The sequence below is a fragment of the Rhizobium sp. ERR 942 genome, from assembly GCF_007828395.1.
In the GTDB taxonomy this organism is placed as follows: domain Bacteria; phylum Pseudomonadota; class Alphaproteobacteria; order Rhizobiales; family Rhizobiaceae; genus Rhizobium; species Rhizobium dioscoreae.
This window is the reverse complement of record NZ_VIUA01000005.1, coordinates 280,760-303,000: the sequence shown is the minus strand read 5'-3', so window position 1 is coordinate 303,000 and position 22,241 is coordinate 280,760. Positions and strand designations below refer to the sequence as shown.

18 protein-coding genes and 1 riboswitch are annotated in these 22,241 nt (G+C 60.7%); of the genes, 10 read left to right on the top strand and 8 right to left on the bottom strand.

Translation table 11 applies throughout. The features are described 5' to 3' along the window. Positions 1-268: 268 nt before the first annotated feature. Together FBZ97_RS21530 and epmA are read right to left on the bottom strand one after the other, a co-directional pair. Positions 269-1,321: a lysine-2,3-aminomutase-like protein gene (locus FBZ97_RS21530; RefSeq protein WP_113421220.1), complete on the bottom strand. Its 1,053-nt coding sequence runs from the start codon at positions 1,319-1,321 to the stop codon at positions 269-271. Next, on the bottom strand, positions 1,318-2,382 hold the full coding sequence (epmA, locus tag FBZ97_RS21525) for an EF-P lysine aminoacylase EpmA (RefSeq protein WP_145321914.1): 1,065 nt from the start codon (positions 2,380-2,382) through the stop codon (positions 1,318-1,320). Before epmA ends, FBZ97_RS21530 begins: the two co-directional genes overlap by 4 nt. 151 nt (positions 2,383-2,533) lie before the next feature. Here epmA and efp point away from each other — a divergent pair, with 151 nt between their 5' ends. Then, positions 2,534-3,103 (top strand): elongation factor P, encoded by a 570-nt coding sequence (efp, locus tag FBZ97_RS21520; RefSeq protein WP_069611558.1) that lies wholly within the window; start codon positions 2,534-2,536, stop codon positions 3,101-3,103. A 133-nt stretch (positions 3,104-3,236) separates the two neighbouring features. On the opposite strand, the gene FBZ97_RS21515 is transcribed toward efp, so the two are convergent. Continuing rightward, positions 3,237-5,087 carry an ABC transporter ATP-binding protein/permease gene (locus FBZ97_RS21515; RefSeq protein WP_145321912.1) on the bottom strand — a complete coding sequence of 617 codons (1,851 nt, stop codon included), beginning with the start codon at positions 5,085-5,087 and terminating at the stop codon, positions 3,237-3,239. Between the two features lie 163 nt (positions 5,088-5,250). On the opposite strand from FBZ97_RS21515, the gene FBZ97_RS21510 reads away from it, so the two are divergent. The 9 genes from FBZ97_RS21510 to FBZ97_RS21470 all read left to right on the top strand — a co-directional run bounded on the left by FBZ97_RS21510 (position 5,251) and on the right by FBZ97_RS21470 (position 14,204). Further along, positions 5,251-6,093, top strand: a complete 843-nt coding sequence (locus FBZ97_RS21510; protein ID WP_145321910.1) for a MoxR family ATPase — start codon at positions 5,251-5,253, stop codon at positions 6,091-6,093. Positions 6,094-6,366: 273 nt separating this feature from the next. Continuing rightward, a riboswitch (SAM riboswitch) is annotated at positions 6,367-6,444 on the top strand. 47 nt (positions 6,445-6,491) lie between these two features. Continuing rightward, entirely contained in the window at positions 6,492-7,418 is a 927-nt protein-coding gene (gene metA / locus FBZ97_RS21505; RefSeq protein WP_113331489.1) for a homoserine O-succinyltransferase, read from the top strand. A 3-nt stretch (positions 7,419-7,421) separates the two neighbouring features. Then, a complete protein-coding gene (locus tag FBZ97_RS21500) occupies positions 7,422-8,615 on the top strand; it encodes a VWA domain-containing protein (RefSeq protein WP_145321908.1) in 1,194 nt (397 codons plus the stop codon). A 110-nt stretch (positions 8,616-8,725) separates the two neighbouring features. Next, a complete protein-coding gene (locus FBZ97_RS21495) occupies positions 8,726-9,214 on the top strand; it encodes a hypothetical protein (protein ID WP_145321906.1) in 489 nt (162 codons plus the stop codon). Between the two features lie 133 nt (positions 9,215-9,347). After that, the gene (locus FBZ97_RS21490) at positions 9,348-10,373 is read left to right on the top strand and encodes an aldose epimerase family protein (protein ID WP_113331483.1); all 1,026 of its coding nucleotides are present in this window, start codon (positions 9,348-9,350) and stop codon (positions 10,371-10,373) included. Positions 10,374-10,495: 122 nt separating this feature from the next. Beyond that, on the top strand, positions 10,496-11,269 hold the full coding sequence (locus FBZ97_RS21485) for a GntR family transcriptional regulator (RefSeq protein ID WP_112724171.1): 774 nt from the start codon (positions 10,496-10,498) through the stop codon (positions 11,267-11,269). Next, positions 11,266-12,297: an SIS domain-containing protein gene (locus tag FBZ97_RS21480; RefSeq protein WP_113389789.1), complete on the top strand. Its 1,032-nt coding sequence runs from the start codon at positions 11,266-11,268 to the stop codon at positions 12,295-12,297. Before FBZ97_RS21485 ends, FBZ97_RS21480 begins: the two co-directional genes overlap by 4 nt. Further along, positions 12,297-13,454 (top strand): N-acetylglucosamine-6-phosphate deacetylase, encoded by a 1,158-nt coding sequence (gene nagA / locus FBZ97_RS21475; protein ID WP_113389788.1) that lies wholly within the window; start codon positions 12,297-12,299, stop codon positions 13,452-13,454. The genes FBZ97_RS21480 and nagA overlap by 1 nt, the downstream gene beginning before the upstream one ends. Positions 13,455-13,475: 21 nt before the next feature. Continuing rightward, the gene (locus tag FBZ97_RS21470; protein ID WP_113352713.1) at positions 13,476-14,204 is read left to right on the top strand and encodes an SIS domain-containing protein; all 729 of its coding nucleotides are present in this window, start codon (positions 13,476-13,478) and stop codon (positions 14,202-14,204) included. Between the two features lie 208 nt (positions 14,205-14,412). Here the strand turns inward: FBZ97_RS21470 and FBZ97_RS21465 are convergent, their stop codons facing one another. The 5 genes from FBZ97_RS21465 to FBZ97_RS21445 form a co-directional block, all read right to left on the bottom strand. Further along, the gene (locus FBZ97_RS21465; RefSeq protein ID WP_113352714.1) at positions 14,413-17,589 is read right to left on the bottom strand and encodes a multidrug efflux RND transporter permease subunit; all 3,177 of its coding nucleotides are present in this window, start codon (positions 17,587-17,589) and stop codon (positions 14,413-14,415) included. Next, a complete protein-coding gene (locus tag FBZ97_RS21460; RefSeq protein ID WP_173002563.1) occupies positions 17,586-18,761 on the bottom strand; it encodes an efflux RND transporter periplasmic adaptor subunit in 1,176 nt (391 codons plus the stop codon). Before FBZ97_RS21460 ends, FBZ97_RS21465 begins: the two co-directional genes overlap by 4 nt. A 322-nt stretch (positions 18,762-19,083) precedes the next feature. After that, positions 19,084-20,913 carry an ABC-F family ATP-binding cassette domain-containing protein gene (locus FBZ97_RS21455; protein WP_113421226.1) on the bottom strand — a complete coding sequence of 610 codons (1,830 nt, stop codon included), beginning with the start codon at positions 20,911-20,913 and terminating at the stop codon, positions 19,084-19,086. 2 nt (positions 20,914-20,915) lie between these two features. Beyond that, positions 20,916-21,569, bottom strand: coding sequence for a thiamine diphosphokinase (locus FBZ97_RS21450; RefSeq protein WP_113352716.1), 654 nt, complete (start codon positions 21,567-21,569; stop codon positions 20,916-20,918). Positions 21,570-21,641: 72 nt separating this feature from the next. Next, a complete protein-coding gene (locus FBZ97_RS21445) occupies positions 21,642-22,169 on the bottom strand; it encodes a MarR family winged helix-turn-helix transcriptional regulator (protein ID WP_113331467.1) in 528 nt (175 codons plus the stop codon). Positions 22,170-22,241 lie beyond the last annotated feature (72 nt).

Sequence of the window (22,241 nt, the reverse complement as noted above, 5' to 3'; positions counted from 1 at the left end):
CCGCTAAGCGACGTGGTAAACACAAACAACTTATACTTGGTAGAAAATTGCTATATTCAACACTTGTCTGATTAAAATTTACCTTCCGTAAGCCATATAAATGATGACTTCCGCAAAAATATTATATTTTTCTAATATTATGCCATGTCGATTTTTGGAAGAGCTAGGCATCAAAAAAGGTTAACGCACCAAAATTCGCCACTACGTTTTATTCGAAAATAACAATCACAATCAGAGCGTCAGTGCAATAAGATCATAAGTACGCACTTTAGCTTTGCGGCGGATAAATATGCTCGCCACCGCGATAGTCTGAAATCGAGTAGCAACCTTCACCCAGCTCACGGACGGAGCTCTGGCCGATATCGGCCTTGCCATAGCCACCGGGGATATCGAGAATGTAAGTGGGCTGGCAAAGGCCGGAAATGCGGCCGCGCAGGCTTGCTACGATTGCCTGCCCTTCGGCGATACCAAGGCGGAAGTGGCTGGTTCCGGGCGCAAGGTCCGGATGATGCAGGTAATAGGGCTTCACCCGCGTCTCCACGAAAGCCTTCATCAGCGCCGCCAGCACCTCCGGATCGTCGTTGACGCCCTTCAGAAGGACCGACTGGCTGATAAGCACGATTCCGGCATCGACCAGCCGGGCGCAGGCGGCGCGCGCCTCCTCCGTCAGCTCGCGTGGATGGTTGGCATGCAGCGCCACATAGATGGTCTTACCGCTCGCCTTCAAAGCCGCAATCAGCGCCGCATCGATCCTTGACGGGTCAACGACGGGGATGCGGGTATGGAAGCGGACGATCTTCACATGGTCGATCTCGGCAAGCTGCCCGAGAATCTCTTCCAGCCGGCGCGGCGAGAGAATGAGCGGATCGCCACCGGTCAGGATGACCTCCCAGATCTCCTTATGGTCGCGGATATAGGCAAAGGCGCCGTCCAACGCATCCCCATCCAGCGTCCCAAGTCCCTGCGGCCCGACCATCTCGCGGCGGAAACAGAAGCGGCAATAGACCGGGCAGACATGCACGGCTTTCAGCAAGACGCGATCCGGATAGCGGTGTACGATGCCTTCGACCGGGCTGTGCGCGTGATCGCCGATCGGATCGGCGCGTTCCTCCGAAGTGACGGTAAGTTCGGCGGCATCCGGCACGAACTGCCGGGCAATAGGATCGGCGGGGTTTGCGGGGTCGATCAGACGCGTGACGGTGGGCGTCAGGGCGACGGCATAGCGTTCCGCCACCGCTTCCAGCGCCGCTGCCTGATCGGCATCGATCAGCCCGGCGCGCTCAAGCTCTCCGATGGTCCGGATCGGGCGCACCACATTCATGCGTCATACTCCGCGACCGGTGCCCACAGCACCTGCTCGATCCGTGAGGCGCCGGTTGCCAGCATCACGAGCCGGTCAAAGCCTAGCGCGATGCCGCTCGCCTCGGGCATGGCGGCAAGCGCCTCCAGAAACTCCTCGTCCAACGGATAGGTCTCGCCATAGACACGCTGCTTTTCCGCCATTTCGATCTCGAAGCGACGACGCTGCTCTTCCGCATTGGTGAGTTCGCCGAAAGCATTGGCCAGCTCGACGCCGCAGGCATAGAGCTCGAAACGCTCGGCAACGCGATGATCCCTGGCCGATGGCCGCGCAAGCGCCGCCTCAGAAACGGGATATTCGTCGAGAATGGTGGCGCGTCCGAAGCCCAGATTCGGCTCGATCTTCTCCACCAATACGCGGCTGAAAAGATCCTGCCACAGATCGTCGTCGGCAACGCGAATGCCCGCCTTGCGCACATCCGCCGCCAGGCGCTCGCGATCCGTCGATCCGTCGAGACCGATGGAGGCGAAGAGATCGATACCGGCATATCGTTCGAAGGCGGCCGCGACGCTGATTCGCTCGGGCGGGAGAAATGGATCGATCTCCGCGCCGCGGTAGCTGAGTTTCTTCGCCCCGACCGTCTCGGCCGCCAGCGCCAGCAGCGCGGCACAATCCACCATCAGGATTTCGTAGCTCTCTCCTGCCCGATACCATTCCAGCATGGTGAATTCCGGATGGTGCAGCGGCCCACGCTCGCGATTGCGATAGACATGGGCAAAGCAGGCAATGCGTTCTTCACCTGCCGCAAGCAGCTTCTTGCAGGCAAATTCGGGTGATGTATGCAGATAAAGTGGCGATGCCTTGCCGTCGGTGGTCAGCGCCTCGGTCTCGAAAGCATGCAGATGAGCCTCGTTGCCGGGCGACACCTGCAGCGTTGCCGTATCCACCTCGATGAAGTCGTTGCGCGTGAAGAAAGTCCGCAGCGCCGCCTGGATGGCATTGCGGCCGATCAGGAACGGCCGCCGGTCCGCATGGACATTGCGGGTCCACCAGGGGGACGCTTTGCTCGTCTTTGGCTTCATTCCTAGCTTTCTTCAGGGCACCGGCCGCCTTGGGGGTGGCTATTTCCGTTGATTTAGGGTAGTTGCGCCCCCAAGCAAACAAAAGCTGCGTCTCGGAGAGCATTTCGACAGTCCCTCTACGACGCAAAAGGCAGCGTTACAAGGAAGTCTTATGGTCAAGGTCATCGCCTCTTCGGTCCGCAAGGGCAACGTTCTCGACGTCGACGGCAAGCTCTACGTCGTTCTCACCGCACAGAACTTTCATCCGGGCAAGGGTACGCCGGTCACGCAGGTCGACATGCGCCGCATCGTCGACGGCGTGAAGGTGTCCGAGCGTTGGCGCACCACCGAGCAGGTCGAGCGCGCCTTCGTCGAAGACGTGAACTTCCAGTACCTCTATGAAGACGGTGAAGGCTTCCACTTCATGAACCCGGCCACCTACGACCAGGTCGTCGTCGATGCCGAAACCATGGGCGACCAGAAGGCCTACCTTCAGGAAGGCATGACATGCATCCTGTCGATCCATGAAGGCGTTCCGCTGGCACTCGAACTGCCGCGCCACGTTACGCTCGAGATCACCGAGACCGAGCCGGTCGTCAAGGGCCAGACGGCGTCCTCGTCCTACAAGCCCGCCATGCTCTCGAACGGCGTGCGCACCATGGTTCCGCCGCACATCAACGCCGGCACCCGCGTCGTCATCGCAACGGAAGACAATTCCTACGTCGAGCGCGCCAAGGACTGAGCCTCGGCCACCTGCTTGCATGAAGAACGCCTCGTCCTGGTGACGGGGCGTTTTGCGTTTTGGGAGAATTGAAGCCGGAGGGGCAGCGACTGCGCCAAGACTTGCCGTACCGCCCTGGTTGCGGTGGACCTGGTTATGGCGCACTGGCCTTTTTCTCATCCACCTGCGCCGCACCGGTAGTTTCGGAAGGCGTTTGCATATCGGTGCTGTGCTCATGCGGAGCCAGGGACTGCAGATGCAGGACGCGCGGCGACATGGCGTGCATGAAGGCGTCGGAGCGGCCGATATAGATAAGGGTTGCATCTTCCAGCTCGGCCAGCAGAGCAAAGGCCTTCGCCTGAACCTCGGCCTCCAGCCCTTCCAAGGCATCATCGAAGACGACCCATTTCGGCTTTGCGAGCAGCAAGTGGGCAAAACCGACGGCTTTCTGCTCTTCGGTATCGAGCAATCGATCCCAGCGAGCCTGCGTATCGAGACGGCTCTTCAGACGGCCAAGCCCTACCTTGTCGATGACGGCATCGACGGCGGCATCGTCATAGGCGTCCCGATCGTCCGGAAAACAGATTGCCTCCCTGAGGGTGCCGGTCGGCACATAGGGCGTGTGCGGCACGAACAGCATGTCGTCCATCGGCGGCAGGCTGACCGTGCCGGAACCGCTATACCATTGATGCGCCAGCACCTCGAACAGCAGCCTGCGGTTCACGCCGTGATCGCCGTTGATCATCACATGCTCGCCGGCATTGATCGTGACCGTACCCTCCGCGATCCGGAAGCCGTTTTCCGTCGCCTCGTCGCTGGTCTTCGTCGAAATCTCCAGATCGGTCCAGACCATCGTGCCCGGCGCCGCCTTTTCGAAGACGAGGGTGTGCGGCATCGGCATTTTATCGTCCATTTCCGTCAGTGCCTTGCGGAAATCGGTCACGCGCATCAGCGTCGCACGCCATTCGGCAATCGGGCCGAAATTGGCGACATACCAGCGCAGCGCGGAATTGACCTGATTGAAGGCGCCGACGGCCACCATCAGCTGACCGAAGGTCAGGCCGCCGGAGAAATAGGCGGGCGCGGCAACGAGGATGGGAATGATCAGCACCAGCCAGCCATAGCCGGCCGAAACCCAGGTGAGATTGGTATTGGCGATGGCAAGCTGACGGATGACAGCAAGCACGGCCGATATGTCGAGATTGATCCGCCGGCGCTCGTTCTCCTCGCCTCCGGCGATGGTGATTGCCGGCATATGCTCATTGGCATGCATGAGCGCGAAGCGCAGCTCGGCTTCCTTCGAATAGCGGTCTGCATTCAATCTCACCAGACGCCGGCCAACAAATTGGCTGAGGAAAGAGGCGGATCCGGCATAGAGGATTGCCGCCCAGACCATGTAGCCGGGAATGGAGAAGCTCATGCCCCGGAGGTGAAAGACCATGCCGCTGGAGAGCTCCCAGAGCACGCCGATGAAGCTCAAAAGCAGGATCGTCGCCTGTACCAGTCCAATGGCAAGCCCCGTCGAGCTTTCGGCAAGATTGCGGGCGTCCTCATGCAACCGCTGGTCGGGATTGACGCCGATCAGGCCGGAGGAGGCAAGACGAAGCGCACGCTTGGCCTGCAGCCATTGATCGACCAGATCGCGCGCCAGCCCCTCACGCATGTAGAGCGCGGTCATCTGGTTGAGCCAGGCCTGAACGACATTGAGGACCAGCAGCGAGCCGGCGATGATGCCGAAGACGCCGAGCTGATGGAAGAAAGCGGAAATATCGCGCCTTGCCAGCGAATCGTAGAAGGGCGCATTCCAGTTGTTGAGCAGCACCTGGACATAGGCCGTGACCAGAATGATCACGAAAAGCGCGATGGTCAGGGAAATGATCTTGATGCGAACAGCCGAATTCCAGAAAGCGGAGAACATCATCCTCAGCCGAAAGAAAAGGCTCAAATCGTATCCGACCTGTTCATTTCCCTGGATATTCGGCTTGGCTTGCTTTTCAACTGCCATCAGCACTTCCCTGCGACGCGTCCCGTCAGTTAATCATGACCCGCCCTCATGTCCACCCTTGCAATAGATCGGTGGGATCACATTCCTATATACACGGTTTCGCGTCTTGAACCGAATAAGGTCAGCAATTAGCTTGCGCTCGAAAGATTGAGAAAGCCTTCCGATGCAATTCCAGGGAACCGCCGACTATATCGCCGACAAGGATCTGATGGTCGCCGTCAATGCCGCCATAAGGTTGGAGCGTCCGCTTCTCGTAAAGGGCGAACCTGGTACGGGCAAGACCGAACTTGCACGCCAGGTGGCGGCCGCGCTCGGTCTCGACCTGATCGAGTGGAATGTCAAATCGACGACGAAAGCCCAGCAGGGTCTCTACGAATATGATGCGGTTTCACGCCTGCGCGACAGCCAGCTTAGCGACGTCAGAGTTCATGATGTCAGGAACTATATCCGCCAGGGCAAGCTCTGGCAGGCCTTCACCTCGCTGAAGAAGTGCGTGCTGCTGATCGACGAGATCGACAAGGCCGATATCGAATTCCCGAACGATCTCCTGCAGGAACTCGACCGCATGGAATTCCATGTCTACGAGACCGGGGAGACCATCCGGGCCGCGATCCGCCCGATCGTCATCATCACCTCGAACAACGAGAAGGAACTGCCGGACGCCTTCCTGCGCCGCTGTTTCTTCCACTATATCCGCTTTCCCGACATGGAGACGCTGAAGCGCATCGTCGAGGTGCATTATCCCGGCATCAAGCAGGCGCTCGTTCATGCGGCACTGACGCAATTCTTCGAAATCCGCGACGTGCCTGGCCTGAAGAAGAAGCCTTCGACCTCCGAAGCGCTCGACTGGATTCGCCTGCTTGTTACAGACGATATCGATCCCGAAACGCTACGCGCCGATGCGAAGAACGCGTTGCCGAAACTGCATGGCGCGCTTCTGAAGAACGAGCAGGACGTGCATCTGTTCGAGCGGCTGGCTTTCATGGTGCGAGGGCAAGGGAAGTGATTCAGTCGGATGCCGCGCTTTCCGCGCATAAAACTGCGGAACCCTTCTCCAAGGGATAACGAGATCATCACCCGCCCTCGCCCTTCGAGGCTCCGGCTTTTAGCCTCCGCACCTCAGGGTGAGGTCTGATCTCTTGTATCTCGGCTCGAATCCTCTCCGCCTCACCCTGAGGTGCCCTGGCGTTGAAGCGTCAGCGTAAAGGCCAGGGCCTCGAAGGGAGAGGCGGCCCGCTGGGGTTTGCCCCATTGACCCGCGGAGATGTCGGGTTTATGAAATTTCCCTCGTGGTGATTTGGCCGGCCGGCTTGCAGCCACGTTAAATAAGTCGCTAAAGGGCCGCGTGCGGACCGGTAGCGATTCTTATCGCGGCCGGTTTTTTTGTATTTGGCGAGTGAAACGATGCCCATCAAGATTCCCGATACGCTCCCCGCGTTTGAAACCCTCCAGAATGAGGGTGTGCGGGTGATGACCGAAACGGTGGCGTTCCGACAGGATATCCGCCCCCTTCAGATCGGGCTTCTCAACCTCATGCCGAACAAGATCAAGACCGAGATCCAGATGGCGCGCCTGGTCGGCGCATCGCCGCTGCAGGTGGAGTTTTCGCTGGTGCGCGTTGGCGGCCACAAGGCCAAGAACACCTCGCAGGAGCATCTGCTTGCTTTCTACGAGACGTGGGAAGAAGTGAAGCACCGCAAGTTCGACGGCTTCATCATAACCGGCGCACCGATCGAGCTGCTGGAATATGAGGACGTCACCTACTGGAACGAGATGCAGGAGATCTTGGACTGGACGACCACCAACGTCCATTCGACGATGAACGTCTGCTGGGGGGCGATGGCGGCGATCTACCATTTCCACAAGGTGCCGAAATATACGCTGACGGAGAAGGCTTTTGGCGTCTATCGCCACCAGAACCTGAAGCCCTCTTCGGTCTATCTCAACGGCTTTTCCGACGATTTCGCCATTCCGGTGTCCCGCTGGACCGAAGTGCGCCGCGCAGACATCGAAAAAGTGCCCGGCCTGGAAATCCTGATGGACTCGAGCGAGATGGGCGTCTGTCTCGTGCACGAACAAGCCTGCAACCGGCTCTACATGTTCAATCACGTGGAGTATGATTCCACGTCGCTGGCGGACGAGTATTTCCGGGATGTGAATGCGGGCGTGCCGATCAAGATGCCGCACAACTACTTCCCGCATAACGATCCGGAAATTCCTCCGCAAAACCGGTGGCGCAGCCACGCGCATCTGTTCTTCGGCAACTGGATCAACGAGATCTACCAGACCACGCCGTATGATCTGGAGGAGATCGGCCAGGAAAGGACGTGAGGCTTGTTCATTCCCTTCTTCCTGAAACTTAAGGAAGCGAAGGTTCCGGTGACGCTCCGGGAATTCCTCTCGCTGCTTGAGGGAATGGAAGAAGGGATTGCCGATTACGACGTGGAGGCCTTCTACTATTTGGCCCGCGCGACGCTAATTAAGGACGAACGCTTCATCGATCGCTTCGATCAGGTCTTCGCCGATTACTTTCGCGGCGTCGAGGCGATCGGCGGCAATGCCGACGGAGAAGCAATGGAGCCGACCGCCATTCCCGAGGAATGGCTGCGCAAACTTGCCGAGCGGCATCTGACCGAAGACGAAAGACGGCAGATCGAGGCGCTCGGCGGCTTCGACAAGCTGATGGAGACGCTGCGCGAACGGCTGGCCGAGCAGAAGGGCCGGCATCAGGGCGGCTCGAAATGGATTGGCACGGCAGGCACCTCGCCCTTCGGCGCCTACGGCTACAATCCGGAAGGCGTGCGCATCGGCCAGGAAACCTCGCGCCATCGCCGGGCGGTAAAAGTCTGGGATCGGCGCGACTTCAGGAATCTCGACGACGGCGTCGAGCTCGGCACCCGCAACATCAAGGTGGCGCTAAAGCGCCTGCGCCGCTGGGTGCGCGAGGGCGCGGCCGAGGAACTTGATCTTTCCGGCACGATCCGCTCCACCGCGGAGCATGGCTATCTCGATGTCCAGACACGGCCGGAACGCCGCAACGCGGTGAAGCTGCTGATGTTCTTCGATGTCGGCGGATCGATGGACGACCATATCCGCGTCGTGGAGGAACTCTTCTCCGCCGCCCGCGCGGAATTTCGCCACATGGAGTATTTTTACTTCCACAATTGCCTCTATGAAGGCGTGTGGAAGGACAATCGCCGCCGGCGCGTCGATATTACGGCAACGACCGACCTCATCCGCACCTTCGGTCCCGACTACCGCGTCGTCTTCGTCGGCGACGCATCCATGAGCCCCTATGAGATCACTCAGCCAGGCGGCTCGGTGGAGCACTGGAACAAGGAGGCCGGCGAGACCTGGCTCGCCCGCATGACCGGCCATTTCCGCAAATGCGTCTGGATCAATCCCGTGCCGGAAAGCTATTGGGGCCATACGACCTCGATCTCGATGATCCGCCGGCTGATGACCGATCGCATGTATCCCCTGACGCTCGGCGGGCTGGAGAGAGCGACAAGAGATTTGTCGCGCTGACTGATCAGCATTTGCATGCCGCAGCGCCACCAAATTACCACAACCATTTGTAGATAAAGAAGCACAGCAGATACCGTCCCAAATCGCTGCGGAAACTGGTGGAGATGTGCGTGCACCACGCTGTAAAATTACTTCTCTTCATCGCAATCACTTTGCTCGTCTCGCAGCAGGCAAGATCCGAGGAAGAGGACTTCTCCGGACAATGGGAACAGATCGACTCCAACGTGAGCGCCGGTGAAAAATGCCGCGTGGGAATAATCAGGCAAGGCAGATTCATGAGGATCAGCACGAACAACGGCTGGAGCGCCACCGCCGAGACGAGCAGCTACGGAAATTCCAACTACGCGGCAGGCATGGGACGTTGGAACTCCTACGTGGAAAAATACAGTCAAAAGGCGTTCTACATCCTTCTCGCCGTTCGCGGCGACAGGTTGATGGTGATCATGAAGACCGAAAAAGCGGATGGGTCGAACCAAATGATCAGAACGCTTTTCAGCAGACGGACAGCCAGCTCTCTTCACGATAAGCCGAACGGATCAGGACGAAATCGACCGCCTGTCTTATGCGCCTCACATTCACAGCATAGCCTGTCAGTCTAGCTATGGGCAAAGCCTAATCAGACCTTGATCCCTTTCCGCTTGCCCTTAAATTTCGCCTTCTGCCCGGTTGCGGAACGGCGCGAATGGAGGCAGGGTCTGACCTCGCATACTCAAAAGCAATGGATGAGCTGATATGACGGAAAGCACTTTGCAGCGGGAACATTTTGGGACGACGGCGGATGGGGAGACCGTTTATCGCGTCAAGATCGTCGGTGGCGGCCTGACCGCTCATATCATGTCCTGGGGCGCGGTCATCCAGGATCTGCGTCTTGATGGCCATGAGCCGGCGCTCCTGCTCGGTTTCGACAATTTCTCTGACTATCCGGCTCATTCCTCCTATTTCGGCGCCACGCCCGGCCGCTGCGCCAATCGCATCGGCGCCGGCCGCTTCACGCTCGACGGCAAGCAGTACCAGCTGGAGCTCAATGAGAAGGGCGTCACCCATCTGCATGGCGGCAAGAACAATATCGCCAAGCGCAACTGGACCATCGTCGAGCACGATACCGACCGCGTCGTCCTGAAGATCGTCGATCCCGATGGTCGTGCCGGCTATCCCGGCAATTGCACGATCCAGGCGACCTATTGGGTCCATGGCAATGGCGAACTGTCGGTCACCTACGAATCGACCACCGATCAGCCGACGCTCGCCAATGTCTGTCAGCACGCCTATTTCAATCTCGATGGCCGCGACGATGCACTTGGCCACGATATCATGATCGCCGCCGACCATTACACGCCGACCGATGACAAGCAGGTGCCGACCGGTGAGATCCGCTCCGTCGAAGGCACCGCCTTCGATTTCCGCGAGATGGCGCCGATGAAGCGCTTCGAAGGAAGCGAGCAGGCGCTTTACGACCACAATTTCTGCCTCTCGACCGAGCGTACCGCCAAGCGGTCCGTGGTCCTTGCCCGCAGCGTCAATTCCGGCGTCTCGCTCGAGGTGCGCACCACCGAGCCCGGCGTGCAGTTTTATACCGGTTTCAAGCTGGACGTGCCGGTTCCCGGCCATGACGGCCGCAAGATCGGCCCGTTTGCCGGTTTCTGCCTGGAAACGCAGGTTTGGCCCGACGCCATCAACCACCAAGGCTTCCCCAATGCCGTGCTCCGCCCGGGCGAGGTATTGCGGCAGGAAACGGATTATATCTTCACCAAGAACTGAGTTGGGCATGGCCCGCTCATTTGAAAGTCGGCCGGGCGTCCAAAGCGCCCGGCCGATTCTTTTTTGCGATGCGACCAGATTCACCTTGTGAATTGGTTCTAAATAGGTTCTATATAAACACCATGGATAGAACCAGTTTGATCCTCGAATTGAACAATCGCGGTTTGAGCGACGAGACCGCGAGCGGACCGCTTTACAAGCGCCTGGCGCAGGCGCTGACCGGCCTCATCCAGGAAGGTTTGCTGAAGCCGGGCACGGCGTTGCCGGGCGAGCGAGACCTAGCCGGAGCGTTGGAAATTGGCCGCGTCACGGTGCGTACCGCCTATCGCGATCTCCTCGCCTCGGGCGTCATCGAATCCCGCCACGGCAGCGGCACCTTCGTCTCGCAGCATGTCGAGCGCATCGAGCAACCACTCTGGCGCCTCTCCTCCTTCTCCGCCGACATGCGCTCGCGCGGCCGCGAACCGGCGGCGCGCATCCTGTCACGCACCGTCAGCGCACCGGCGCCGGAGGAATCGTTCCTGCTCGGCCTCAGCCTTGATGAGCCCGTGTTGCGGCTCGACCGACTGCGCCTGGCGGATGGCCAGCCACTCGCTATCGAGCGCGCCGTCGTTCCCATCAAGTTTCTGGGCGAAGATGCCATATCCGAAGGATCGCTCTATGACGCCCTTGCTGCCAAGGGTTTCAAGCCGGTGCGTGCCCAGCAAAGGCTGACCGCTGTGACGCTCGACCCGACCTCCGCCTCGATCCTGACCGTGAAGGCCGGCGCGCCGGCGCTTCTGATCGAACGCGTCTCCCGCCTGGCCGACCAGCGCGTCGTTGAATATACCCGCTCGCATTATCGCGGCGATGCCTATGATTTTGTTGCTGAATTGAGAATTGGAGATGACCTATGAGCGAAACCCAATCCCTGATGCTGACGGAAGCCGGCCAATCGCCCGAGGTGGTTGCGACGCTGCTTGAAAAGGAAAAGCCAGCTTTCGCCGAGATCGCGAAGCTCTTCTCGACCGGTCGTCCATCGCTGATCACGACGGCCGCGCGTGGCTCTTCGGACCATGCCGCCACCTTCTTCAAGTATCTCTTCGAAATCTCCTGCGGCGTCCCCGTCGCTTCTGTCGGCCCGTCGATCGCCTCCGTCTATGGCGCACCACTGCATCTGAAGGGCGGCATCCACTTCACCGTCTCCCAGTCCGGCGGCAGCCCTGACATTATCGCCCTGCAAGCCGCTGCCAAGAAGGGTGGCGCCACCACGATCGCCGTGGTCAACGTCACCGACAGCCCGCTCGCCAAGGAAGCCGACGTCGTGCTCGGCCTCAATGCTGGCAAGGAACAGAGCGTCGCTGCGACAAAATCCTTCATCGCCTCGGTTGCCGCCCTTGCCGGCGTGACGGCAGCGATTTCGCAGGATAAGGCCCTGATCGACGGCCTTGCGAAACTGCCGGAAGCGCTTGCCGCCACCTCGGGCATCGACGGCAAGGCTGCCGAGGATGTGCTTTTCAATGCCTCCTCGCTCTATACCGGCGGGCGCGGCCCCGCCTTCGCTATCGCGCTGGAAGCAGCTCTAAAGGCCAAGGAAACAGCCAGCCTTCATGCCGAAGCCTTCTCGCTGGCCGAACTCATGCACGGCCCGATGCGCCTCGTGCAGCCGGGCTTCCCGATCGTCGCCTTCTCGCCCGACGATGCTGCCTTTGCCAACAATGCTCAGGCGCTCGAACGCCTGCAGAAGCTCGGCGCCACAGCCGTCTCCTTCTCGACCGCACCGCTTGCCGGCATAAACCTGCGCATGCCGACGACGGGCAACGGCCTGCTCGATCCGCTCGTGTCGCTGCTGTGCTACTATCGTCTCATCGAGTCGGTGACGCGTCGCAAGGGTTTCGACCCGGACAAGCCGGCTAATCTCCTCAAGGTAACGGAGACCATGTGATGGACTACAAGGTCTTTACCGGCGCCCGCATCTTCGATGGCGATCGGTTTCACGAGGATAGCGCATTGGTGATCGGTAATGGCCGTATCCATGCCATTACCGGTGCCAATGATGTGCCCGACAATGCCGAAACGATCGCGTTGAACGGCGGTGTGCTTGCTCCCGGCTTCATCGACGCGCAGGTCAATGGTGGCGGCGGCCGCATGTTGAATGACGAGCCCTCGGCCGACTCCATGTTTATGATCGCCGCAGGACACCGCCCCTACGGTACGACATCGCTACTGCCGACGCTGATCACCGATGTCGCGGCCGCGAGCGCGGCGGCGATCGAAGGCGCGATCGAGGCGGTGAAAGCCAATCGCGGCGTCGCCGGACTGCATCTGGAAGGCCCCCATCTGGCGCCGGCCCGCAAGGGCGCGCATCTTGCCGAGCTGATGCGCCCGGTCGAAGACAGCGACGTCCGGACCTTCATCCGCGCCCGTGAGGCGATCGGCACCTTGCTGGTGACGATTGCGGCCGAGCAGGTCACCGAGCGGCAGGTGCAGGCACTCGCCGAAGGCGGCGTCATCGTCAGCATCGGCCATAGCGATTGCACGGCGGAAGCCGCCGATGCGCGTTTCGATGCCGGTGCGCGCGGCGTTACCCATCTTTTCAACGCCATGAGCCAGATGGGCCATCGCGCACCCGGTCTCGTCGGTGCGGCGATCGATCACCCTGCCCCCTGGTGCGGCATCATCGCCGACGGCCATCATGTCGATCCGATAGCACTACGCGTCGCGCTGCGTGCAAAGCGCGGCGAAGGCCGGCTGTTCTTCGTCACGGATGCCATGTCGCTCGTCGGCACCGATCTTCCGAGCTTTACGCTGAACGGCCGCACGGTCTATCGCACCAAGGGCGGCTATTGCTCCAAGCTGACGCTCGATGACGGCACGCTGGCGGGCTCCGATGTCGATATGGCCTCCACCATCCGCTACGGCGTCAATATTCTCGAGCTGCCGCTGGCTGAGGCCCTGCGCATGGCGACGTCCTATCCCGCCCGCTTCCTGCGGCTTACCGACCGCGGCTATCTGACGCCGGGAACCCGCGCCGATCTCGTCCACATCAACGACGCCATCGAAGTCACCGAAACATGGATCTCCGGCCAGCCTTCGGCCTAAAATTTGAAAAGGAGGCTCGGCATGACCGCAGTCACGGACAGCTATTTCACCGCCCTCATCGGCCGGCTGGAAACCTTGCGTGAAACGCTGGCCGAGCCGATGTCGAGGGCTTCGGCCGCCATTTGCGCGGCCGCACGCGCCGATCGCCGCGTCTATGTCTTCGGCACCGGCCACTCGCACATGCTGGCCGAGGAGGTGCATTATCGCGCCGGCGGCCTCGCCTTCACCATCCCCGTGCTGGTGGGCTCTGCCATGCTGCATGAAGGCGCCGTTATCAGCTCGGTCTATGAGCGCACCGAAGGGCTTATCCGCCCGGTCTTCGAACGCTATGGCATGCAGCCGGGCGACGTGCTGATTATCGCCTCCAATTCCGGCGTCAACGCCGCGCCGATCGAGGCGGCCGATTATGGCCGCGAAATCGGCGCGACGGTCATCGCCATCACATCGCTCGCCTATTCGGCCGCCATCGCCAATGGACGCCGGAGATTGGCCGACATCGCCGATATCGTGCTGGACAACGGCTTGCCGCCGGGCGATGCCATGATCGATCTGCCGGGCACGGAGCTGAAGGTCGGGCCGGCCTCGACAGCAGTCGGTACGACGGTCCTGAACGCCATCTTCGCCGATGTCGCTGCCGAACTCTGCAAGGATGGCAATCCGCCCGTCTACCTCAGCGCCAACATGCCGGGCGCCAAGGAAACCAACCAGCAGCTGGTCAAGAAATACCGGCCTCGCAACCCGCATCTCTAAAGCAATTCTAGGAAAAGTGCGCAGCGGTCTTCCGTCCGGGATTGCGTACAGCCAAAGAGATAGAGCGGCTCAGAGATTCCGTGAAAAACTGAAACGCTCTCAGGCCCCCCCCGAAAGCTCGCAGCAGCTTCCTGCCTGAAACCCGTAAAAACAATGGGATAGGGCGGTTGAGCGTTTCCCGTGAAACACCCAGCCGCTTGGTCAGGCATCATTGTGCCGCGGCATCGGTGGCCGAGGGCTCCTGCGCGGCTTCCGCCTGCTTGCGCCGCCGGCGCAGAACGACATAGAAAACCGGCGTCAGGAACAGACCGAACAGCGTCACGCCGAGCATGCCCGAAAAGACGGCCGTACCGAGCGATTGCCGCATTTCCGCGCCGGGGCCTGTGGCAATCATCAGCGGCACGACGCCGAAGATAAAGGCGAAGGCCGTCATCAAGATCGGACGCAGACGCAGGTGGCTGGCCTCGATGGCCGCCTCGACGGCGCTCTTTCCCTCAGCCTGCGCTTGTCGGGCAAACTCCACGATCAGGATCGCGTTCTTGGCCGCAAGGCCTATCAGCACGATAAGCCCGATCTGCGTGAGGATATTGTTGTCCATCCCCCTCAGATGCACGCCGATCAGCGCCGCCAGAACCGCCAGCGGCACGATGAGAATGATCGCAAGCGGCAGGATCCAGCTTTCATATTGCGCCGACAGCGCCAGGAAGACGAAGATGACCGACAGGGCGAAGATATAGATCGCGGTATTGCCGGTATGCTTTTCCTGATAGGCAAGCTCCGTCCATTCGAAAGTCGTGCCCGAAGGCAGGAGGTTCTTCGCCAGCCCTTCCATGATATCGAGGGCCGAGCCGGTAGAGACACCCGGCCCCGGATTACCTTGAAGGGGGACCGAGACATACATGTTATAGCGCTGCACCAGCGTCGGCCCGGTCGTATCCCGGATATCGACCAGCGTGCCGAGCGGTACGAGCGCTCCGGTCGCCGAACGCACCTTCAGCGCCAGAATATCCTCGCGGTCCATGCGATATTGCTGATCGGCCTGCGCCCGCACCTGATAAACGCGGCCGAAGGCATTGAAGTCGTTGACATAGGACGTGCCGAGATTGATCGACAGCGTCTCGAAGATATTCGGGATCGGCACGTTGAGCGCCCGCGCCTTGTCGCGGTCGATCGCCAGGAAATATTGCGGGCTGTTGGCCGAGAAGGTGGTGAAGACGCCGCTGACGCCCTTATTCTGCGCGGCAACACCCATCATCTGATAGGCGAGCGGCAGGATGCGGCGCATGTCAGCATTTTCCCGGTCCATGATCTGCATCTTGAAGCCGCCGGAATTGCCGATGCCACGGATCGACGGCGGCGGAATGGCGATGATGAAAGCCTCCTCGATGCCTTGCAGGCTACCGAAGAGCTGGCCGATGATCTTGGTGGCCGTGTCGCCGCTCTTCAACCGCTCCTCGAATGGCTTGAACGGCGTGAAGATGACACCCGAATTCGAGGCATTGGTGAAGGTTGCACCGTTGAAGCCGGCAAAGGCAACCGCATTGGCGATGCCGGGCGTCTTATTGATGATATCGGTCGCCTTCTGGATGACGGCGTTGGTGCGGGCCAGCGAGGCTCCATCAGGCAGCTGCACGACGACGATGGCATAGCCCTGGTCCATGGTGGGAACGAAGCCCTGCGGCACGATCCGGCCCATATACCATGTGCCGGCGAGCAGCCCGGCAAAGACGAGAAGCGCGCAGGCGAGAGCCGCCCACGTCGTGACGAGGTGGCGGACGATCCAGGAATAGCCGCGGCTCATTCGCTCGAAACCCCGATTGAACCCGTCACCCAGGGCACGGCCGAAGCGCGCGAAGATATTGTTGGATTTCTCGTGGCTGTGCGGACGAAGGACGATCGCGGCGATCGCCGGCGAGAGCGTCAGCGAGTTCAAGCAGGAAATCGCCGTCGCGACCGAGATCGTCACCGCGAACTGCCGGTAGAACTGCCCGGAAATGCCGGGAATGAAGGCTGTCGGCACGAAGACCGCAATCAGCACCAGCGAGATTGCCAGCACGGCCGTACCGACCTCGTTCATGGTCACATGTGACGCCTCTTTCGGCGTCATGCCGAGTGCGAGGTTGCGCTCGACATTCTCCACCACCACGATCGCATCGTCGACGACGATACCGATGGCGAGCACCAGGCCGAACAGTGTCAGCATGTTCAGCGAGAAGCCGAAGGCGAGCAGGAAGGCGAAAGTGCCGATCAGCGAAACGGGGATTGCGACAATCGGAATGATCGCCGTTCGCCAGGATTGCAGGAAAACCAGCACAACGATGGCGACGAGAACCGCCGCCTCGAAGATCGTCTTGTAGACCTCGTGGATCGACTCGGCGATGAACTCCGTCGGGTTGTAGATGATGCGGTATTCCAGCCCCTGCGGAAAATCCTGCGACAAGTCCTCCATGGTCTTCTGGATATCGGCGGCGGCGGCGAGCGCATTGGTGCCGGGCCGGGCAAAGACGCCGAGCGCCACCGCCGGGCTGCCGTTCAGATAGCTGTTGGTGACGTAATCCTGGGCGCCGAGCTCGATGCGCGCAACATCCTGCAACTGCACGAGACGCCCGTTGCCGGTTGCCTTGACGATGACGTAGCGGAATTGCCGTGCGTCGGAAAAGCGCCCCTGGGTCGTGACGGTGTATTGGAAGGCGTTGGTGCCCGAAACCGGCGGCCCGCCGATCGCGCCGCCCGAAACCTGCACGTTCTGATCCCGCAGCGCCTGCACGATATCGCCGGCGGTCATGCCGTAGGCCGCGAGCTTTTCCGGATCGAGCCAGATGCGCAGCGAATATTGCCGTTCGCCGAAGAGCTGCACGTCGCCAACACCGTCCAGACGGACGAGAATGTCGCGGATGCGCGTACGCGCATAGTTGGAAATATAGAGCTGGTCGTAACGATTATTCGGCGACAAGAGATGCACGACCATCATCAGGTCGGGCGAGCTCTTGACTGTCGTAATGCCGATGCGGCGGACGTCGTCGGGCAGGCGCGGCTCTGCGATGGCGACGCGGTTCTGCACCAGCACCTGCGCCTTGTCGAGATCGGTGCCGAGCTTGAAGGTTACCGTCAGCGACATGGAGCCGTCGGCACTGGAATAGGAGGACATGTAGAGCATGTCCTCAACGCCGTTGACCTCCTGCTCGATCGGCGTCGCCACCGTATCGGCGATAGTCTGGGCGTCGGCACCGGGATAGGAGGTGCGAATGACGATGGTAGGAGGCGCGACCTCGGGATATTGCGCTACCGGCAATTGGAAATAAGCGATGCCGCCGACGATCAGCAGCACGATGGAGAGGACCGATGCGAAAATCGGCCGATCGACGAAGAAGTGGGAAAACCTCATTGGCTGGTCCCCTGTGCATCGGCCTGGGCCGGCGGCTCGTCGTTCGTCGCCTGCTGCGGCAGCTCGATCAGCTGCGGCGTAACCTTGACGCCGGGCCGGATCCGCATCAGCCCGTTGACGACGATCGTCTCGTCGCCGGTCATGCCGTCACGGATGACGCGATAGCCATAGAGCTTCGGCCCGAGGCGCACCGGCTTCGGCGTGATATTGCCGGCGGTATCGGCGACATAGACGACGCGCTGATTCTGGTCCGAGCCGATAGCTTCGTCGGGGATCAGGATCGCCTTGTAGCTGTTCGAGCCTTGTACCTGAACGCGTCCGAACAGGCCGGGCTGCAGGATGAAATCAGGGTTCGGGAAGCGGGCGCGGACACGGATCGTGCCCGTTTCGTTGTCGACGCGGTTTTCGGCGAAATCGAGCTTGCCTTTGAACGGCTTCTGGCGGGAATCGGCGATGGTCACGGTCACATCCAGCCCGCCGCCGCCCTGCTGGAGGGCACTGCCGTTCTTACGAGCCTCATCGGCATAGGAGAGCAGCCGGCGCTCGTCGACGTCGAAATAGAAATCGATGGGATCGAGCGACACGATGGTCGTCAGCACGGTCTGATCGGCCTGCACGAGATTGCCGACGGAAATCAGCCGGCGGTCGATGCGGCCGCTGAGCGGTGCGGTGATCTTGGTGAAATCCATGTCGAGATTGGCGCGATCGACAGCGGCCTGCGCGCCACGCACATTCGCTTCGGCGGAAACGAGATCGCGGCGGCGGTCGTCGAGGGTCGACGCCGACTGGCTGCCCGTTGTCGACAGCGATTGCGCGCGCTTGAATTGTGCATCGGCGAGCGTCAGTGACGACTTCGCGACTTCCAGCGACGCCGTCGATTCGTTCAGTGCGGTCACGAATGGCCGCTGGTCGATGACGAAAAGCAGGTCGCCCTGCTTGACCATGGCGCCATCCTTGAAATGCACTTCCTGCAGATAGCCGCCGACCCGCGAGCGCACAGAAACTTCATCGACCGCCTGGAAGCGCCCAATGAACTCGTCGCTGTCGACAACATCTCGGACGATGGGCTTGGCAACCGTGACGGGCGGAGCCGGCGGCGCACCCTGCGCCAGCGCCTGGGCGCCCGAAAACACGGCAAGAACACAGCTGAATAACACGGCACGCGGCAGCATCGGCATGAAGGCCCCCTCGAAAAACCGCATGCGGCATCAGGCGCCGTCATCACGGTAAGCGCTCACGAAATTTGTCTGCAACTTTCTACGAAGAACCTGTCGCCATCAGGCGCAATCCAATCAGGCCGCTTCGGACTTCCCCAACATGCGCCACGGGCCACGTCGGCCCGGGGGTATCAACCGGCCCATCGTCCGGCAGCATGCGTTAATGTATAAACGGTTTATCGGATTCGACAACAGGGAATGAACCGGCTGCGACCGAGCGCAACCGATTGTTTTTTCTGCATAGTAAAGACGCGCATAGGATGAGCGGATATGGGCCTTAGCCCTCCAGCTCCTCGCGCAGCATTTCGAGCTCCAGCCATTCTTCTTCCATCCTGGTCAGGCTTTCGCGCAGCTTTTCCATCTCCGCAGCAAGGCGGTTGAAGGTTGCCGGATCCTTGGAAAAGAGGTTCGGATCGGCCATTTTCTTCTCGCGAGCAGCAATCTCAGCTTCCGCCTTGGCCATTTCCTTCGGCAGGTTTTCGAGCGCGAATTTCTGCTTGTAGGAAAGCTTGCCCTTGCCCTTCGAAGCCTCGGAAGCCGACGCCGAAGCTTCGGCCGACTTCGGCTTTTCGGCTGCCTTTTCAGCCCGCCTGCGTTCCTCGATAGCGCCCTTCCGCTGGGCAAGCATGTCGGAATAGCCGCCGGCATATTCGATCCAGCGGCCGTCCGGATCTTCGGGATCGGCGGGCGCAATCGTCGAGGTCACGGTACGGTCGAGGAAATCACGATCGTGGCTGACGAGGATGACCGTGCCGGCAAAGCCGGACACGATTTCCTGCAGCAGGTCGAGCGTCTCGATATCGAGATCGTTCGTCGGTTCGTCGAGGATCAGGAGATTGGTGGGCCGCGACAGGATGCGCGCCAGCATCAGCCGGGCGCGCTCGCCGCCGGAGAGGTTCTTGATCGGCGTGCGCGCCTGTTCGGGCTGGAAGAGGAATTCCTTCATATAGCCGGTCACATGCCGCTGCTCGCCATTGACGAGCAGGTTCTCGCCGCGACCATCGGTCAGATAGTTGGCGAGCGTATCTTCCGGGTTCAGCTCCTCGCGCTTCTGGTCGAGCGTCGCGATCTCCAGATTGGTGCCGAGCTTCACCGTGCCGCTATCAGGCTCCAGCTGACCCGTCAGCATCTTCAGAAGCGTCGTCTTGCCCGCGCCGTTCGGGCCGACGAGACCGATGCAATCGCCGCGATGCACACGGATCGAAAAGGGCGCGACGATGACCCGCTCATTATAAGCCTTGGTAATCTTGTCCGCCTCGATCACCAGCTTGCCGCTTTCCTGCGCATCGGAAGCAGCCGCCTGTACGGTGCCCAAAGCACCTCTATGGCCGCGGTAGCGCGAACGCATATCCTGAAGCTCGCCGAGGCGGCGCATGTTGCGCTTGCGCCGCGCCGTCACGCCGTAGCGCAGCCAGTGCTCCTCGCGCTCGATCTGTTTGCCGAGCTTGTGCTGCTCCAGCTCCTCGGCTTCCAGCACCTGATCGCGCCAGGCCTCGAAATGGGCAAATCCCTTATCCAGCCGGCGCGAGGTGCCGCGGTCCAGCCAAACGGTCGCGGTCGACACTTTTTCAAGGAAGCGACGGTCGTGCGAGATCAGCACGAGTGCGCTGCGGCTCTTCTGCAGTTCGCCTTCCAGCCACTCGATGGTCGGCAGGTCGAGATGGTTCGTCGGCTCGTCGAGCAGCAGGATATCCGGCTCCGGCGCCAGAACACGGGCAAGCGCTGCACGGCGTGCTTCCCCGCCGGAAAGATTCTTCGGATCCTCTTCGCCGGTCAGACCAAGATGAGAGAGCAGATAGGTGACGCGATAGGGATCATCACCAGGCCCGAGGCCGGCTTCGGCATAGGCGGCAACCGTCTTGTAACCGGCAAAATCCGGTGCCTGCTCGAGATAGCGCACGGTCGATGACGGATGACGGAAGACTTCGCCCGATTGCGCCTCGACAAGACCAGCGGCGATCTTCAGGAGCGTCGACTTGCCGGAACCATTGCGTCCGACAAGGCAGATCTTGTCACCCGGCTCCACCTGCAGGTCGGCACCGGCGAGCAATGGCGCACCGCCAAAGCTCAGGAAGATGTCGTCGAGTTTCAGAATGGGAGGGGCCAAGATCAGACTCCGGAAAGGTCATAAGGGCGGGCAAGAACGATGGCCCTCCCGCTGCCGAGCGAGAAGCGCACGTCGCCTTCCGCCACATTGGAAATGGTGCGCGACGCGCCGAAGGGCAAATGAAAATCGTGCAAGGGGTAACGGGCATTCTCGATGAAGAGACCTGTCAGGTCGCTGAATCCGAGGACCGAAAACAGCGAGCCAGCCGGCAGCGCCAGCGTGAGTTCACCCGGCGGAAGCGGCACCGCCTCCTCGTCACCGGAGGTCAGGAAGATATCGAAGCCCTTTTCGGCCAGATGCACGCCGTAAAGCAGGTGCTGGATCGCGTGATCCGACCGCTCGCCGCCCATGGCACCGGCAAGGATCAGCCTCGTGGCACCGCGATCGATCGCTTCCGAAACGGCGATCTCGCCATCAGTCGCTGCCTTCGCCGCCGGATAGGGTTGCCTTGGAACATTCGGAAAGGCGCCCTGCAGATCGGCAGGCGTGGAATCGAAATCGCCGACCCACAGCTCCGGCTCCGCCCCGAGCGCGAGCGCATGGCGCATGCCGCCATCGGCCGCGATGAAACGGCTGCCGGAAACCGCATCGCGCAATCGCTCCGTCAGGCGAAGCTCGCCGCCAAGCAGGATGGTGAAGGTGGTGGACTGGCTCATGAGGCAAGCCCATAGCGCAAAGTCGTATCCCTAGGGAAGAGCGCCATGCTCAAGAACAACCGCGACAACCGCTCAGTCGTCCGTTTCCTTGATGCGCGCCTGGAAAACCCGCTCGTAGCCGCTGACGTAGCGGTCGAACAGCAGCGAGAAATTCTCGATTTCCTCCGGCGTCCAATCGGCGAAGATGCTGCCGATGACGGAATATTTCTGCGCCTGGATCTCCGACAGCAATCGCTGCCCGAGCGCGGTCAACACCACCACGATGCGCCGCGCATCCGCCTGCGACGCCTTGCGTCGCAACACGCCGCGCGTCACCATGTCGGCAACGATGCGGCTCGCCCGCGACGGATCGATCCGCAGCATCTCGGCAATCGTGCCGACGGTGACTTCGCCCGTCTCTTCCGCCCGCCGCACAACATCGAGCACGTCAAGATGAGACAGCTCGAGTCCCGGCGCGACGCTCTGAATGGCAAGCCTGCCGATCATGCGGCGACCTGTCAGTAGGCGCATGCGCGTCATCGCATGGCCGATACGCAGGAGATTCTCGTCGTCGGTCAGAGCCTGGGCTTCAATTTCACGTGTATTCGTCGCAGATGTCATCTTTCCACCATATCAGAGGCGGTAAAGAAATAAAACATGCAAACAGCATTCACCTGTTGTTGACATTTATAT

Coding starts and splice junctions, on each gene's coding strand:
- FBZ97_RS21490 (WP_113331483.1), top strand. CDS start 9,348: ATGACGGAAAGCACTTTGCAGCGGGAACATTTTGGGACGACGGCGGAT.
- metA (WP_113331489.1), top strand. CDS start 6,492: ATGCCCATCAAGATTCCCGATACGCTCCCCGCGTTTGAAACCCTCCAG.
- FBZ97_RS21470 (WP_113352713.1), top strand. CDS start 13,476: ATGACCGCAGTCACGGACAGCTATTTCACCGCCCTCATCGGCCGGCTG.
- nagA (WP_113389788.1), top strand. CDS start 12,297: ATGGACTACAAGGTCTTTACCGGCGCCCGCATCTTCGATGGCGATCGG.
- FBZ97_RS21445 (WP_113331467.1), bottom strand. CDS start 22,169: ATGACATCTGCGACGAATACACGTGAAATTGAAGCCCAGGCTCTGACC.
- FBZ97_RS21485 (WP_112724171.1), top strand. CDS start 10,496: ATGGATAGAACCAGTTTGATCCTCGAATTGAACAATCGCGGTTTGAGC.
- FBZ97_RS21450 (WP_113352716.1), bottom strand. CDS start 21,569: ATGAGCCAGTCCACCACCTTCACCATCCTGCTTGGCGGCGAGCTTCGC.
- epmA (WP_145321914.1), bottom strand. CDS start 2,382: ATGAAGCCAAAGACGAGCAAAGCGTCCCCCTGGTGGACCCGCAATGTC.
- FBZ97_RS21480 (WP_113389789.1), top strand. CDS start 11,266: ATGAGCGAAACCCAATCCCTGATGCTGACGGAAGCCGGCCAATCGCCC.
- FBZ97_RS21510 (WP_145321910.1), top strand. CDS start 5,251: ATGCAATTCCAGGGAACCGCCGACTATATCGCCGACAAGGATCTGATG.
- FBZ97_RS21530 (WP_113421220.1), bottom strand. CDS start 1,321: ATGAATGTGGTGCGCCCGATCCGGACCATCGGAGAGCTTGAGCGCGCC.
- FBZ97_RS21515 (WP_145321912.1), bottom strand. CDS start 5,087: ATGGCAGTTGAAAAGCAAGCCAAGCCGAATATCCAGGGAAATGAACAG.
- FBZ97_RS21460 (WP_173002563.1), bottom strand. CDS start 18,761: ATGCTGCCGCGTGCCGTGTTATTCAGCTGTGTTCTTGCCGTGTTTTCG.
- efp (WP_069611558.1), top strand. CDS start 2,534: ATGGTCAAGGTCATCGCCTCTTCGGTCCGCAAGGGCAACGTTCTCGAC.
- FBZ97_RS21465 (WP_113352714.1), bottom strand. CDS start 17,589: ATGAGGTTTTCCCACTTCTTCGTCGATCGGCCGATTTTCGCATCGGTC.